The organism is Nonomuraea turkmeniaca, assembly GCF_005889735.1.
GTDB classification, from domain to species: domain Bacteria; phylum Actinomycetota; class Actinomycetes; order Streptosporangiales; family Streptosporangiaceae; genus Nonomuraea; species Nonomuraea turkmeniaca.
In genome coordinates, this window is record NZ_VCKY01000097.1 from 23768 (window position 1) to 37603 (window position 13836).

Sequence of the window (13836 nt, forward strand, 5' to 3'; positions counted from 1 at the left end):
TGGCGGATCAGGCGGCTGTCGGGCCGGAGCTGCCCGGGCTGGCGTGCCACAGGCGCTGGGGCGGGGTGACGACAGCCGGGCCGAGGTCGGAGTAGGGAGAGAGGCGGAAGCCGTTGGGGTATTCGATTCTGCGCCCTCGGACACCGGCCGGCTGCTCGGGCCTCTCGGCCAGCAGCGCGCGGACCGCGTCGATGCCCTGGGCGCGCCACAGCGCGTCCAGGTCCACCAGGTCCCAGCAGTCCACCGCCCGCATCGACACCGCCCGCGTGCCCGTCCGCCGGACCACCCCCTTGGCCAGCATGAGCCACGACCCGAAGACGGTGGCCGCGCACCGCCCCTGCACCGACTCGAAGAACGTCAGGTCGATCGGCCCGGTCGAGTCGTCGAGCGTGGCGAAGATGACCCGCTGGCCCGAGCGCACGGCAGGCGTCTGCGTCGCCACCTTGACCCCCGCCACCAGCACCTCGGCCCCGTTGCGCTGCGCGAGAAGATCCTTGGAACGTACCACTCCGAGCAGGTCGAGCAGCTCGTCGTGGAAACTGATGATGTGCCGGCTGATGTCGATGCCGAGGATCTCCAGCTCGGCCTCGACCATCTCCGTCTCGGTCATCTCGGGCAGCTCCCCCGGCGGCAGGTGCTCGGTGAAGCCCAGCGGGAGCTGCACCGAGGGCTCCTCCACCGAGGAAGGGCGCGTGGAGGTGTAGCGCTTGGAGGCGCGCGAACCGGCCCGCACGCCGCTCGAGGAGCCCCGCTCCAGCGCGCCGACCTGGGCGATCAGGTCACGCCTGGTCAGCTCGCCCGGCCGCCAGCGCGGCCCGCCCGGGTGCAGGTCGTGCAGCGCGTCCAGGCCGCCGACCTGGACGATCCGCTCGATCGTGGGCCGCGAGGGCCGGGCACGGTCCCAGAAGTCGGCCAGCGACGTGTACGGCTGCCCCGCCACCATCCGCTCGACCTCCGCCTCGCTCACCCCCTTGATCGCCGAGAACGGCACTCGCAACGCGTACCCCTTGCCGATCTCGCCGATCCTGAACTCCACGCGCGACGGCCGCGAAGGCCCGGAAACACGCGCCTGGGCGCGCGGCCCGAGCCGCTCCACCCGCCAGTCCTTGCCCGACTTGTTGATGTCGAGCGGCAGGATCTTGATCCCGCACTGCCTGGCCTCGTCGATGATGACGCGCGGCGGGTACATGCCGGGCTCGTGCGTGAGCACCCCGGCGAAGAACGCCGCCGCGTGGTGCCGCTTCAGCCAGGCCGACTGGTAGGTAGGCAGCGCGAACGCCGCCGCGTGCGCCTTGCAGAACCCGAACGCCCCGAACGCGTCCAGCACCTGCCAGGCCCGCTCCACGGACGCGTCGTCGAAGCCGTTGGACTGGGCCAAGGGCACGAACACCCGGCGCACCCGATCCCGCCCCTCCGGCGTGTCGAGGGTGCGCCGCAACTTCTCGGCGTACGACAGGTCCCGCCCGGTCATCACCGAGATGATCCTGAGCACCTGCTCGTGGAAGACCACGACGCCGTGCGTCTCCTTCAACGCCTCCCGCAGCCGCTCGTGCGGATAGTGCGGCTGCCGCCACCCGTGCCTGGCCTCCAAGTAGGGGGTGACCATGTCGGAGTTGACCGGCCCAGGACGGAACAGCGAGATGTCCACGATCAGGTCGTGCAGCGTCCGCGGTTCCAGCTTGGCCACCAGCTCCCGCTGGCCGGGCGACTCGATCTGGAAGCAGCCGAGCGTGCGGGAGGCGCAGATCATGTCGTAGGTGTCCTGGTCGTCGTGCGGCACGTACCGGACGCCGGGGTCGTCTCCATGCTGGGTGTCCAGCTCGACCACGACGTCGTCCACGCGCTTGATCTCGCTCAGCGCGTACGCCATCGCGGACTGCATCCGCACGCCCAGCACGTCGAGCTTGAGCAGCCCGGCCTCCTCCACGTCGTCCTTGTCGAACTGCGACATCGGGAACTCCAGCAGGCTGCGCTCCACTGGCGTCCTGTCCCGCAGTCCCATGTTGCCGATCAGCACGCCGCACGGGTGCAGCGCGATGTGCCTGGGCAGGCCGTCGAGCTTCTCCGCCAGCCGGAACACCCGGTCCAGGCCCGCCTCGTTGAGCCGGCTGTCACGCAACTCCGGCAGGTCGTGCAGCGACGCGGTGATCTGCCTGGCCCTGATGTGCGGGAACGCCTTGGCGATCGCGTCGATCTCGTGCGGCGGCAGGCCCATCGCGCCGGCGACGTCACGGATGGCGCTGCGCGCCCGGTAGGTCTCCATCATGGACACGCAGGCCACGCGGGCCTCGCCGTACTGGTCGAAGATGGCCTTGTAGCAGTCGAGCCGGCGGGCGGACTCCACGTCGACGTCGATGTCGGGCAGCCCTATGCGGCCTTCGGACAGGAAACGCTCCATGAGCAGGTCATGGTCGAGCGGATTGACCTCGCCGATGCCGATGAGGTAGTTGACCAGGCTGCCGGCGCCCGAGCCGCGGATGGCGCAACGAATGCCCATGCCGCGGATCATGTCCGTGATGCCGGCCACGGCGATGAAATATCCGGACAGGCGCTTCTTCTCGATGATGGCCATCTCGTCCCGCAGACGGCGGCCGGCGTCGCCGGAGCGGTCGAGGCCGCGCCTGATCAGCCCGTCCTCGACGCGGTGGCGCAGCAGCGGCACCGGGTCGCGGCCGATCTCGGGCAGGTGCAGGTTCGGCGGGTCGTTGCGGAGCGTGAGCAGGTCGAGCGGCTCCATCGAGCACGCCTCGGCCAGCCGCCTGGTCGTGTACAGCAGCCGGGCCACCCGCTCCTGGTCCGCGCCGCAGACCTTGGCCGCCACCTGCCACATCTCCTTGGTGCCCTTGAGATAGGCGTGCGAGGTGGTGCGGTCCAGGTGGCGCGGGTGCAGCGGGACGAGCTGGCGGGCCGCGTCGAGCACGTCGCCGACCTGGTGGTCGACCGGGTCCAGGTAACGCACCGCGTTGGTGAGCACGGCCGGCACGCCCATGGACTCGGCCAGGCCGAGCATGCGTACGGCGGTGGTGGCGTCGCGGTAGCCGTACTGGTCGACCAGCTCGATCACCACGCCGGGCACCGCGTCCCGCCACAGGCCGAGCAGCGTCCTGGCCTGCTCGTCGCGCCGCTCGGCCACCGCGCGGCCCACGTCGGACCGGGGGCCGAGCAGCACGACCAGGCCGTCCTCGGCGCCGAACCCGTGGTCGCCGCCCGGCTCGCCCGCCCACTCGCCGACCAGCTCGCGGGTCACCTCCGGCTTGCCGCGCTCACCGGCGTAGTGGGCGGCCGTGACCAGCCGGCACAAGCGCGACCAGCCGCGACCGCGGGCCAGCACGGTGATCCGGTCCTCGGCGTTCGGCCCGGTCCTGGGGCGGGGAACGGGCAGGCCGGGAAGCAGGGACGGGGCCGGGGTGTCGAGCGCCAGGTTCACGCCGAGCACCGGGGCGATCCCGGCCTCGGCGCACGCCTGGGCGTGCTTGACGGCGCCGTAGAGACCGTCGCGGTCGGTCAGCGCCAGGATGTCCATGCCGAACTCGGCCGCCCGGCGCACCAGCGCCTGCGGGAAGGCGGTCCCGTAGCGCATGGAGTACGCGGAGCACACGTCCAGGTGCGGGAACGGGGGCGCCATCAGTCCCACGCCCTCAGCATCAACCAGCCGTTGCTGGCGGTGTCGTACCGCAGCTCGTACGAGCCGACCTCGCGCCCCGGGGTGGCCTCCACCCGCCAGAACTGGCGCTCGCCGGGGTCGCCCTCGCCGGTCTTCCACCACTCGCGCGCGACCACCCAGTGGTCCAGGACACGGCGGACGAGATAGAGCCGATCCCGCCAGACGAACTGGGTCGGCTCCCCGTCCCGGGTCCACACCTCTATCGGATCGCCATAGAGTCTGCTCAAGACGCTTCTCCCCGCGGCTCTGGTCCTATAGCTGAGCCACCCGGGGGAAGGCGGGCGCTTATAAGTCGAACATATGTTCTCAGCCCCGAGATCGCAAGTCGATTGCCTGCCGAACGAGCGGGTTCGCGCCGATCGAGTTGCGGATGCTGAAGGCCACGCTGCCTGCGCGGTAGCGGTCGTCGGAGGTCTCCACGGGGCGGCCCTCGTGGGTGGTGGTGGTCCTGCGCTGGCGCAGCAGCGGGCTGCCGCGGCGCACGCCCAGCAGACGGGCGTCGTGGACCCCGGCGGAGACCGCGTCGATGAGGTGCTCGCCGTACGCGAACACGAGCCCGATCGTGTCGTACAGCGCCTCGGTGACCGACTCGCAGTCGGCGGGCAGCCGTTCGACGACGGAGGCCACCCACCCGGCGTACACCGTCCGCTCGACGAGGACGGGCTCGTCCTCCAGTGTGCGCACGCGCAGCACCTCCAGCACCTCGCCGCCGCCTAATCTGGCGGACTCGGCGGCGCTCGCCCGGCGGCGGCGCTGCTCGATCACCTGGCCGCCGAAGCGGTAGCCGCCCGCGCGCGCCCACTGGGCGAAGCTGTGCAACTCGGCGAAGCTCTGGCTGCGGGCGGCGCCGAGCACGATGCGCCTTGCACCCTGCCTGGAGCCGACCAGGCCCTCGGCGACCAGCACGGCCACCGCCTGGCGCACGGTGCCGCGGGCCGCGCGGAACCGCCCGGCCAGCTCGGCCTCGCTCGGGAGCTGGGATCCGACCGGGTACGCGCCGGAGAGGATCTCTTCCCGCAGCTCATCGGCGATCAGTTCATAGCGCGCAACCATGGCCGCCCCTTCCCATTCACGAAAGAGCAACATTCATGCGACTTACTAGTGCTCGCTTGTTTGTACAAGTTCCTCTAGCTTCTTTCCACACCCCCTGCATAGTGGAGGCGTCGTGTTCACATCTCGCGCCCGCGCGGCCGGCCTTGCCGCAACCCTCACCGTAGTCACCGCGGCATGCGGCGCCGCCCCCGGCACCCAGGCCACCACACAAGCGTCCCAAGGCGGGGTGAACGCGGCCACCGCCACCTCCGCCGCCGACTTCGGCGGCTTCGACAAGCTCGTCGAGGCCGCCAAGAAGGAGGGCAACCTGCACGTCATCGCCCTGCCGCCGAACTGGGCCAACTACGGCGAGATCATCGAGAAGTTCCAGACCAAGTACGGCATCAAGATCGAGAGCGAGACTCCCGACGCGGCCAGCGCCGACGAGATCAACGCGGTGAAGACCCGCAAGGGTCAGGACCGCGCTCCCGACGTGCTCGACCTCGGCCAGTCGTTCGCGCTCAGCGGCGCCGCCGAGGGGCTGTTCGCGCCGTACAAGGTGCAGACGTTCGACAAGATCCCCGAGGGGCAGAAGGAGCCGACCGGGCTCTGGGCCAACGACTACGGCGGCTACGTGTCGATCGGCTGCGACGCGAAGAAGATCACCAACTGCCCGACCAGCTTCGCCGATCTGCTCAAGCCCGAGTACAAGGGCAAGGTCGCGATGAACGGCAACCCGACCAAGGCGGGCTCGGCCTTCGCCGGCGTGTACGCGGCCGCCCTGGCCAACGGCGGCTCGTTCGACGACATCCAGCCCGGCATCATGTTCTTCAAGAAGCTCAAGGACGTCGGCAACTACAACCCGGTCGAGACCACGCCGGCCACCATCGAGAAGGGCGAGACCCAGATCAGCATCGACTGGGACTACAACAACGCCGCCTACGCGCCCCAGATGACGGCCAAGGGCATCGACTGGAAGGTCAACGTGCCGTCCGACGGCAAGTACTTCCAGATGTACGCCCAGGCCATCAACAAGGACGCCCCGCACCCGGCGGCGGCCAGGCTCTGGCAGGAGTACCTCTACAGCGCCGAGGGCCAGAACCTCTTCCTCAAGGGCTTCGCCCGTCCCGTGCTGCTGCCGTCGATGACCACCGACGGCACCGCGGACAAGGCGCTGGCCGAGAAGCTGCCCGCGGTGGAAGGCACGCCCACGTTCCCGACGACCGCGCAGGTGGACGCGGCCAAGGCCAAGCTGGCCAGCGGCTGGGACGCCGCGATCTCGGGATGAACCGGACCCGTTCGAGGGGCTGGCTGGGGGCGCTGCCCCTGCTGGCGTTCTTCGCGTTCGTCTTCGGAGTCCCCGCCATCGCGCTGGTGGCGGGGGCGTTCACCGCCCAAGGGCGGCCGAGTCTGGCGAACCTGGCGCAGAGCCTGCAGGGCGGCTACCTCACCGCCATGATCGGCAGCGTGCGGCTGTCGGCCGTGGTCGCGCTGCTGGGGGCCGTGCTCGGCACGTTCCTCGCTCACGCCGTCGTGACCTCGCGCTTCACGCTGCTGCGGGAGGCGGTGCTGACGGCCTCCGGGGTGCTGGCCAACTTCGGCGGGGTGCCACTGGCGTTCTTCTGGATCGCCACGCTCGGCAACTCGGGCGTGGTCAGCGGCCTGATCGGGCTGCCGTCGGGCTCGCTGTACACGTTCTGGGGCCTCGCGGTGGTCTACCTCTACTTCTCGATCCCGCTGATGGTTCTGGTCATGGCGCCGGCACTGGACGGGTTGCGGCCGCAGTGGCGCGAGGCGGCGGCGAACAACGGGGCGACCGCCTGGCACTACTGGCGGTTCGTGGCGCTGCCGGTGCTGACGCCGGCCATGCTGGGCGGGGTGGTGCTGCTCTTCGGGTCCTCCTTCTCCGCGTACGCCACCGCCAACGCCATGGTCGGCACCGTCGTGCCGCTCGTCACCCTGAAGATCGCCAGTGCGCTCACCGGCGACGTGCTGATCGGCTACGAGAACATCGCGCTGGCGCTCAGCCTCGACATGATCGTGGTGGCCGGGCTGGTGATGGCGATCTACCTGCCGCTGCAGAGGAGGAGCTCCCGATGGCTGCACTGACCGGGCTGGAGCGGGTCTCCGGGGCTGCCGCGCGGCCTCGCGTGTGGCGCGGGGTGGTGTTCCTGCTGGCCGCCGCGTACTTCCTGATCCCGCTCGGCGCCTCCTTCTGGTACACGGTCCACACACCCGTCGAAGGGGTGTCGCTGTCCGCCTACGGGGAGTTGCTGACGGCCGAGGGGTTCGTGCGGTCGCTGCTGCTGTCGCTGGGGCTGGCGGCCGCCACGATCGTGCTGGTGCTGCTGCTGTCGCTGCCCGCGATGCTGGCCGTGCGGCTGTTCGCGCCGCGGCTGCGGCCCGTGATGGAGGTGCTCTGCACGCTGCCGCTGGTGGTGCCGCCGATCACGTTCGTCGCCGGGATCGGGACGTCGTTGCGGGTGGGGACGGACGTGCTGGCGCCGACGCCGTTCTGGGCCACGATCATCGCGGTGCAGGATCCGGGGTTCCCCGTGGTGCTGGTGCTGGCGTACGTGGTGCTGGTGCTGCCGTTCGTCTACCGGTCGCTGGACGCCGGGCTGCGGACGATGGACGTGCGGACGCTGGTCGAGGCGGCCCGCAATCTGGGCGCCTCGTGGCCGTACGTGCTGTTCCGGGTCGTCGTGCCCAACCTGCGCTCGGCGCTGGCCAGCGCGTCGTTCCTGACGCTGGCGCTGGTGCTGGGCGAGTACACCGTCGCCAGCCTGCTGGGGTACGAGCCGTTCGCCGTGTGGATCGTCACCGCCTCCGGCTCCGCCGGGCAGCTCTCGGTCGCCGTGTCGATCCTCAGCCTGCTGCTCATCTGGCTGCTACTGCTCGCCGTGTCCACCGTTTTCGGTAGGGAGAAACAGAAATGACCGCATCGGTGGAGTTCCGCGCGTTGCGGCGGGTGTTCGGCAAGACGGTCGCGCTGGACGGCCTCGACCTGATCATCGCGCCCGGCGAGTTCGTCGCCCTGCTCGGGCCCTCGGGCTGCGGCAAGACGACGGCGCTGCGGTGCGTGGCCGGGTTCGAGCGGCCGGACTCCGGCGCGGTGCTGGTGGACGGCCGGGACATCACGAACGTCCCGGCCAACAAGCGGGACGCGGGCATGGTCTTCCAGTCCTACTCCCTCTTCCCGAACCTCAACGCCCGCGACAACGTCGCCTTCGGCCTGCGGGTACGCAAGGTGCCGGCGGTGGTCCGGCACGCCAAGGCGGACGAGTTGCTGGAGCTCGTCGGGCTCCCCCAGCACGCCGACCGTTACCCGCACCAGCTCTCCGGCGGCCAGCAGCAACGTGTCGCGCTGGCCCGCGCGCTCGCGCTGGAGCCGCGGGTGCTGCTGCTGGACGAGCCGCTGTCGGCGCTGGACGCCAAGGTACGTGTGGCGCTGCGCGAGGAGATCCGCCGGCTCCAGCTCGACCTGGGCATCACCACGATCTTCGTCACCCATGACCAGGAGGAGGCCCTGTCGGTCGCCGACCGGGTGGCGGTGCTGCGTGAGGGGCGGCTCGAGCAGGTGGGGTCGCCTGCCGAGGTCTACGACCGGCCGGCCACGCCGTTCGTGGCGGAGTTCGTCGGCACCATGAACCACTTGGCCGGGCAGGTCACCGGGGATCAGGTGTCGGTGCTCGGGCAACTCCTGCCCGTGGACGGGAAGGTTCCTGCGGATCCATCCGTGGACGTGCTGATCCGTCCGGAGGCGGTGCGGGTCGACCTGGATGAGGACGGGGGCGCCGAAGTGGTCACCGCGTCCTTCCGTGGCGCGTCCGTACGGCTCCGGGTGGCGGTGGCGGGCGGGGAGGTCCTCGCCGACGTGCCCGGGCACGAGGCGGCCAGCCTGGGGCCCGGCACGCGGGTCGCGGTCCGGCTGGTGGAGCGGCCGGTACTGGTGGCGGCCCGCACGGTCACGGTCCCCGCACCCGTCGTGGTCGCCGATGCCGTCTGACCCCTCGGGGCGTCGGCCGGACGCGGCCGGCGCCCCGCTCGCGGCCACCGGGCCCGACGCGCCGTCCGCGGGCCCCGGGCCCGACGCCGTGCTGCTGGACATGGACGGCACGCTGGTCGACACCGAAGGGCTGTGGTGGCAGACGGCCGCCGCCGTCGCCGTTTCCCTCGGTCGCCGCCTGGGCCCGGCGGACGTGCCGCACGTGCACGGCCGGACGGTCGAGGACGTGGCCGCTTACCTGGTGCGGGACGAGCCGGGCGGACGCCCGCGGCACGACGATCGGGGCGGGCCACGGGCTGCCTGGGACGAGCCGTTGGCCGGGCAGGCGCTCGGACCCGGAGCAGGCGTGTCCGTGGTGGCCGGGCGGCTGGCCGACGCCTTCGCCGACCGCGTCGCGGCGGACGTGACGATCGTGCCCGGCGCCCGCGAGCTCCTGGCCGACCTGGCCGCCGCCGCCATCCCGACGGCCCTGGTGAGCGCCTCCCCGCGGCGTGTGGTCGACCTGGTGCTGCCGCGCCTGGACCACCCGTTCGACCTGGTGATCGCGAACGAGGACACGGCACGCGGCAAGCCGTACCCGGACCCGTACCTGGAGGCGGCCCGGCGGCTGGGCGCGGCGCCCGCGCGGTGCGTCGCCATCGAGGACAGCCCGGCGGGCATCGCGGCGGCCCGGTCGGCGGGCTGCCGCGTGCTCGTCGCCAGGCCCGCGGAAGGGCTCCCGTCGCTCGATCATGTACGCGCTGTGTCCACAGGTCTGCGGCGATCAAGCTAGTGTCGGTAAGCTAACGCGGCGTGAGTGGCGAATCCTCCCAGATCGGGCGCTACAGATTGCTCAGCGTGCTGGGCCGCGGCGGGATGGGCACGGTCCATCTCGCCGAGGACCCCGCGGGGCAGCGGGTCGCCGTCAAGGTGATCAATCCGGAGCTGACCCAGCACGAGCAGTTCCGCATGCGCTTCCGCAGGGAGGCCGACGCCGCGCGGCGGGTACGCAGGTTCTGCACGGCCGCGGTGCTCGAGGCCGCGCTGGACGGTGACCAGCTGTACGTGGTCACCGAATACGTGCCAGGCCCCAATCTGGAGCAGGCCGTACGCCAGTCGGGCCCGCTCCGCGGCTCCAGCCTGGACGCGCTGGCCGTCGGCGTGGCCACCGCGCTCACCGCGATCCACGGGGCCGGGGTGGTGCACAGGGACCTCAAGCCGTCGAACGTGCTGCTGTCCCCCGTCGGCCCGCGGGTGATCGACTTCGGCATCGCGCGGGCGCTCGACACGCTCGGCGGCGTCACCGGCACCGGCGAGCTGGTCGGCACGCCCCGGTACATGGCGCCCGAGGTGTTGCGGGGCGATCCGATCTCGCCGGCCTGCGACGTGTTCTCGTGGGGCTGCCTGATCGCGTTCGCCGCCAGCGGGCGGACCCCCTTCGGCGGGGACACGCTGCCGGCGATCGTCTACCAGGTGCTCAACACCGAGCCGAACCTCACCGACGTCGAGCCCGGCCTGCGCGAGCTGGTGGGGGCGGCTCTGCGCAAGGACCCGGCCGTGCGGCCCACCGCCCAGCAGCTGCTCGACCACCTCGTCGGGCGGTCGGCCGGACCCGAGCAGGCCGTGCACACCGTGCAGGTGGCCTGGCAGCACGCGACCACGGCGTACACCGACGTGCAGCCGGCGAAGAAGGCGGGCCGCGGCAAGCTGTACGGGGCGCTCGCGGGCGCCGCCGTCCTCCTCGTGGGCGCGAGCGTGGCCGCCTGGAGTGTGCTCGGCCCGAGCGGGCCGCCCGATCTGGGCGTGCTGTACGCGGAGGACTTCACGCAGACGTCCGGCGGCTGGAGCGGCACCTACGATCCCGAGGCGTCCAGCAGCTACGGCTACCGCACCGACGGCACGTACGGGCTGGACGTGGAGAACGGGTACGAGGAGCGGTGGGCGAAGGCGCCCATCCCCTTCCTCGTCGCCACGCCCACGGCCACGCCCGACCCCTCCGCCACGCCGACCCCGATGTTGCCCTCGAGCGTCGTCGTCGGTGTCACCGCCGAGGTCAAGCGGACGTCGGGCACCGGCGAATACGGCATCTACTGCCACAACTCCGACGATGACGACACCTACTACGAGTTCGGGCTGGACACGAAGGGGATGGCCAGGATCAGGCGCATCGTCGACGGGGCCGGCGGCACGCTGGCCCAGCCGGTCCTGGTCGAGGGCGCACGCGGCAAGCCGGCCCGCATCGTGGCCTCGTGCGAGCAGCGCGGGCCTGCTGTGCGGCTGGCGATGTGGGTGAACGACGAGCAGGTCCACCAGGTGGACGATCCGAACGGCATCGGCAACGGGTACGTCGGGCTGTTCGCGCGCACGCCGAAGGGCAGCGACTCCGTGCTGAAGACGACGTTCGACGACTTCGAGTTGCGCGGGACGAAGGAGGAGTCCTAAAGCACTCCGGCGCGGGGCGCGGGGCGCAGGAGGACTCCGGCGCGGGGCGCTGGGCGCAGGAGGACTCCGGCGCGGGGCGCTGGGCGCGGGAGGCCGCGTCAGAGCACGCCGGCGCGGGCCGCGGCCAGGGCGGCGTCGGCGGCGCGGTCGGCGTCCCGCTCGCTCACCGGCTCGTGCGCGACGAACAACCGGTAGTAGACCGGCGCCACCGCCACCCTGATCACCTCCCTGACGTCCACGACGTCCGGCAGCTCACCCCGAGCGACCGCCCGCCGCACGACCTCGGCCGACTGCTCGTGCCTGGCCATGAAGAACTCGTGCAACGCCCGCGCCGCCTCCGCGTTCTGCACGGCCGCCGCCACGAACGCCGACGACACCGGGCCCAGCTCGGGATCGGCGAACCCGGAACGTACGAGCTGGACGATGCCCCGCAGATCACCCTCGATCGACCCGGTATCGGGAACCGGCCACGGCTCGTCCTTGGCCAGCTCGAGAGCGTCGGAGATCAGCCCCTCCACGTTGCCCCAGCGCCGGTAGACGGTCGTCTTGTGCACGCCTGACCGCTCGGCCACCCGCTCGACCGTCAACCCCGGATAGCCGTGATCGACCAGCTCGGCCAGCGTGGCCTGGCGCACGGCGTCGCGCACCCGCGCACTCCGCCCTCCCGGGCGTCTGCTGCTTGTCACGTCCAAAAACTACTCCAGTTGCGTTTAAGCTTTCCCTGTGGCACACTAACGCTACAACAGTCGCGATTGGAGTTCCATCCTGATCCACCTCCAGAGGGTTTCCAAGTCGTACGGACAACACGTCGTCCTCGCGGACGTGACCATGTCCGTGAAGCCGGGCGAGCGCGCGGGCATCGTGGGCGAGAACGGCTCGGGCAAGTCCACGCTGCTCCGCCTGCTGGCCGGGATCGAGCGGTGCGACAACGGCGAGATCACCATGCCCGGCGACGCCGGCTACCTCGGGCAGACGCTGGACCTCCCGCCCGGCAACACGGTCCAGCAGGCGATCGACGCCGCGCTGGCCGGCCTGCGCGCCATGGAGCGCAGGATGCGCGAGCTGGAGTCGGCGCTCACCGACGAGGTCATGGACGAATACGGCGAGTTGCTCACCACCTACGAGGCCCGGGGCGGCTACGAGGCCGACGCCCGGGTGGACAAGGCGTTCCACGGTCTCGGCCTGGCCCACGTCGGCCGCGACCGGGTGCTGTCGAGCCTGTCGGGCGGCGAGCAGGCACGGCTGGGCCTGGCCTGCGTCCTGGCCGCCGCGCCCCGGGTGCTGCTGCTCGACGAGCCGACCAATCACCTCGACGGGTCGGCGCTGACCTGGCTGGAGGACCGGCTGCGCGCGCACCGGGGCACGGTGGTCGTGGTGTCGCACGACCGCGTCTTCCTGGACCGGGTCGCCACGGCGGTGCTCGAGGTCGAGGACGGCGCCGTCACCCGCTTCGGCGGCGGCTACCCGGGCTTCCTGGCCGCCAAGGCGGCGGCCAGAGCCCGCTGGGAGCAGTCGTACGCGGCATGGCGCGAGGAGGTCCGGCAGGTGCGCGAACACGCCGCCACCACCGCCCACCGGGTGGCGGCCGGCCGGATGATGCGCGACAACAACAAGATGGCCTACGACCGGAATGCGGGCCGGGTGCAGAGCTCGGTGGCCAGCCGCGTCCGCAGCGCCCACGAGCGCCTGCGCCGCCTGGAGGCCGACCCGGTCCCCCGCCCGCCGGACCCGCTCCGCTTCCACGGCGCCTTCACCACCGGCGCCACACCCGCCCAGAAGCCCGGGATGGCCGGCACCGCACTCATCAACCCTCGTGCGACCTCCGTCGAACCCACGGATCGCACGGCGGATGGGCGTGTGGTGGTCGCCGAGCTGCGTGACGTGCGGGTCGGTCACGAGTCGCGGCTCAGCGACGGCACGCGGCTCAGTGACGGCATGCGGCTCAGTGACGGCATGCGGCTCAGTGACGGCATGCGGCTCAGTGACGGCATGCGAGCCGGTGATGGGTTGCGGGTGGAGGCGTTGACGATCGAGGCGGGCGACCGGCTGCTGGTACGCGGCCCCAACGGCGCGGGCAAGTCGACGTTGTTGCGGACCATCGCCGAGCACGCCCGCGACCACGTCAAGGTCGGCTACCTGCCACAGGAGGTGAGGTTCGACCCGCATCTGACCGTCCTGGCCGCCTACGGGCACGGCTACGAGGACGAGCGCAGGCAGGCGCTGCTGAGCACCGGCCTGTTCAGGCCCCACACGCTGGACCAGAAGGTGGGCGAGCTGTCCGTCGGGCAGCGGCGTCGGCTGGCGCTGGCCAGACTGCTGGCCGCCGAGCACGACCTGCTGCTGCTCGACGAGCCCACCAACCACCTGTCGCCGCTTCTCACCGAGGAGCTGGAGCAGGCGCTCGACCACTACGACGGCACGCTCGTCGTGGTGTCACACGACCGCGCGCTCACGCGACGGTTCCGAGGCAAGGCACTACACCTCGCGGGGGGACACATATGTTGACCATGATCGACGCGGGCGCGCCGTACGGCATCGCCACCGCAGCGGACGGGGCGCTCTGGTTCACGCTCGTCCACCAGGGACGTGTCGGGAGGATGGTGCCAGGTCAGGAGCCGGTGATCCACCAGCTGGACCCTGCCGACGGGCTGCCGACCGTGATCACGCCTGGGCCGGACGGGGCGATGTGGTTCGCCGAGGGGAAGGGCGG

The 13836-nt window shown here is 71.6% G+C and carries 12 protein-coding genes; 8 read left to right on the forward strand and 4 right to left on the reverse strand.

Translation table 11 applies throughout. The annotated features are described in order from the left end of the window. Window positions 1-7 precede the first annotated feature (7 nt). From ETD86_RS26620 to ETD86_RS26630, 3 genes are all read right to left on the reverse strand, one after another. On the reverse strand, window positions 8-3625 hold the full coding sequence (locus ETD86_RS26620; RefSeq protein WP_211370329.1) for a DNA polymerase III subunit alpha: 3618 nt from the start codon (window positions 3623-3625) through the stop codon (window positions 8-10). Next, window positions 3625-3891: a DUF6504 family protein gene (locus tag ETD86_RS26625; protein ID WP_170223279.1), complete on the reverse strand. Its 267-nt coding sequence runs from the start codon at window positions 3889-3891 to the stop codon at window positions 3625-3627. The genes ETD86_RS26620 and ETD86_RS26625 overlap by 1 nt, the downstream gene beginning before the upstream one ends. A 79-nt stretch (window positions 3892-3970) precedes the next feature. After that, on the reverse strand, window positions 3971-4717 hold the full coding sequence (locus ETD86_RS26630) for a GntR family transcriptional regulator (protein ID WP_138668905.1): 747 nt from the start codon (window positions 4715-4717) through the stop codon (window positions 3971-3973). Between the two features lie 112 nt (window positions 4718-4829). Here ETD86_RS26630 and ETD86_RS26635 point away from each other — a divergent pair, with 112 nt between their 5' ends. From ETD86_RS26635 to ETD86_RS26660, 6 genes are read left to right on the forward strand one after another with little or no spacing between them, the layout of a single operon-like run. Continuing rightward, window positions 4830-5984, forward strand: coding sequence for an ABC transporter substrate-binding protein (locus ETD86_RS26635; RefSeq protein WP_138668906.1), 1155 nt, complete (start codon window positions 4830-4832; stop codon window positions 5982-5984). Next, complete coding sequence (locus ETD86_RS26640; RefSeq protein WP_138668907.1) at window positions 5981-6805, forward strand: ABC transporter permease; 825 nt, start codon at window positions 5981-5983, stop codon at window positions 6803-6805. The genes ETD86_RS26635 and ETD86_RS26640 overlap by 4 nt, the downstream gene beginning before the upstream one ends. Beyond that, entirely contained in the window at window positions 6793-7635 is an 843-nt protein-coding gene (locus ETD86_RS26645) for an ABC transporter permease (RefSeq protein WP_138668908.1), read from the forward strand. The genes ETD86_RS26640 and ETD86_RS26645 overlap by 13 nt, the downstream gene beginning before the upstream one ends. Then, a complete protein-coding gene (locus ETD86_RS26650) occupies window positions 7632-8705 on the forward strand; it encodes an ABC transporter ATP-binding protein (protein WP_138668909.1) in 1074 nt (357 codons plus the stop codon). The genes ETD86_RS26645 and ETD86_RS26650 overlap by 4 nt, the downstream gene beginning before the upstream one ends. Further along, complete coding sequence (locus ETD86_RS26655; protein ID WP_138668910.1) at window positions 8695-9477, forward strand: HAD family hydrolase; 783 nt, start codon at window positions 8695-8697, stop codon at window positions 9475-9477. Before ETD86_RS26650 ends, ETD86_RS26655 begins: the two co-directional genes overlap by 11 nt. Window positions 9478-9497: 20 nt before the next feature. Beyond that, complete coding sequence (locus ETD86_RS26660) at window positions 9498-11126, forward strand: serine/threonine-protein kinase (protein WP_246148211.1); 1629 nt, start codon at window positions 9498-9500, stop codon at window positions 11124-11126. Window positions 11127-11224: 98 nt separating this feature from the next. On the opposite strand, the gene ETD86_RS26665 is transcribed toward ETD86_RS26660, so the two are convergent. Continuing rightward, a complete protein-coding gene (locus ETD86_RS26665) occupies window positions 11225-11773 on the reverse strand; it encodes a TetR/AcrR family transcriptional regulator (RefSeq protein ID WP_138668911.1) in 549 nt (182 codons plus the stop codon). 175 nt (window positions 11774-11948) lie between these two features. Here ETD86_RS26665 and ETD86_RS26670 point away from each other — a divergent pair, with 175 nt between their 5' ends. Together ETD86_RS26670 and ETD86_RS26675 are read left to right on the forward strand one after the other, a co-directional pair. Beyond that, entirely contained in the window at window positions 11949-13631 is a 1683-nt protein-coding gene (locus ETD86_RS26670; protein ID WP_281286964.1) for an ABC-F family ATP-binding cassette domain-containing protein, read from the forward strand. After that, window positions 13625-13836: virginiamycin B lyase family protein (locus ETD86_RS26675; RefSeq protein ID WP_425465657.1), on the forward strand; the 212-nt coding region annotated here is incomplete at its 3' end. The genes ETD86_RS26670 and ETD86_RS26675, both read left to right, overlap by 7 nt.